Origin of the sequence: [Clostridium] polysaccharolyticum, from assembly GCF_900111595.1 — a bacterium.
Lineage (GTDB): Bacteria > Bacillota > Clostridia > Lachnospirales > Lachnospiraceae > Clostridium_AI > Clostridium_AI polysaccharolyticum.
This window is the reverse complement of the sequence record NZ_FOHN01000054.1, coordinates 1-1,311: the sequence shown is the minus strand read 5'-3', so window position 1 is coordinate 1,311 and position 1,311 is coordinate 1. Positions and strand designations below refer to the sequence as shown.

At 33.9% G+C, this 1,311-nt stretch carries 2 protein-coding genes; one reads left to right on the top strand and one right to left on the bottom strand.

Annotated elements, in window-relative coordinates:
* The coding region (locus tag BMY85_RS15805; RefSeq protein WP_207646560.1) for a hypothetical protein at positions 1–216 on the top strand (216 nt) is incomplete at its 5' end.
* A gap of 172 nt (positions 217–388) precedes the next feature.
* Here BMY85_RS15805 and BMY85_RS15290 read toward each other — a convergent pair.
* Positions 389–1,042, bottom strand: coding sequence for a hypothetical protein (locus BMY85_RS15290; RefSeq protein ID WP_092479275.1), 654 nt, complete (start codon positions 1,040–1,042; stop codon positions 389–391).
* Positions 1,043–1,311 lie beyond the last annotated feature (269 nt).

Below are 1,311 nucleotides of genomic sequence, written 5' to 3'. Positions count from 1 at the left end.
GGGGCTTCCTTTGCTGCTATTTTAGCACCTTTTCCTGCGGTTCTCAACATTGGTCCGGAAACTGCTGGAAGGATGGCTGCGGCTCCTGTAACAATTCGTTCTCCCTGTTCGATTTATTCGAATTGTCAGTTTCTTGCCTGCGATCAGAGCCCTTCCTACAGATTTTTTCTTGGCTACTTCCAATGTTTTTCTTTGTACTTCGTAGCTTTTTGCTAGTCTGTTCAGGGAACTAGCTTTTTCAAAATATACTTGGCAAAAAGGACAGTTCAATGACTAAATCGACGGTTACAGCAAAATAGGTGTGGTAACCTATGAAATAGATCACCACACCCATTTTATTAATTCACCTCTTAAATCAGAACGTAACTCTTAACTTAACATATTGTTTCTAATTTTCAATATCTATATTCATTTCTAAAAAGGACTCTAAACAATTGGAGATGTCTTCAAACCATTTTCCTAACTGGTTCTTTATTTCCCTGCCAAGCTTGATTTTACCTTTACTTAAAATACGCTTTTCATAAATTTCTTCTACTAACCTGCTTTGTGGATCTGTCATTTCATAATAATCTGTCCAATACTTTTTTGCATCTTCAAAGCTATACAGAAATGGCAATAGTATATTATCTGTTTTTTTCATCAATTGTTCTTCCTCTACATTTGCATAAAACTTTTTTCCTTTGCTCCAAAACAAGGCAGTTATTCGTATTTCTGCACTGTTTTCATTTTCTGACATCATATACGGTAATGCTTCATTTTGAACAAATGAAATCGTTGTGTTATCTGCTCCTTCCAATAAAACCATATCATCTTCTCCAGATGCAATCATTTCATTTTGAAGTACACATGCTAGATCTTTTTCACTAAATGATATAACGCCCCTTATTCCTTCAAAATTTTGAAAATTATAGTTTGTTTCATCCCACCATTGTTCTCCTGTCAACATATCGTATTTACCAACCATAACAGCATGAGCTATTGAAGCTAATATACACCTTTGATACATTTCCTCTACATCTGTGAAATTAAAAATTTCTTTCATTAATCCTCCTACTATTTATTCCATTTTTCTCTATTATATTTTCTAGATACAATTTGACAATTTGAAAAACTATTTGTTCCTCCTTTTTCCTTTGGTATAATATAGGCGTTTGCGAAACGCTAAAACCCTTATAAATAAAGGGCATTTTTTATGACAAAATAAAACAACTCCTCTCTGGTTTGTGGTAAAATTGAGTTGTCGAAAACAATTCACCTACACCCGAAAGGAGTTGCATCTATATGATACCATACAAACAGCTTTCTTTGGAA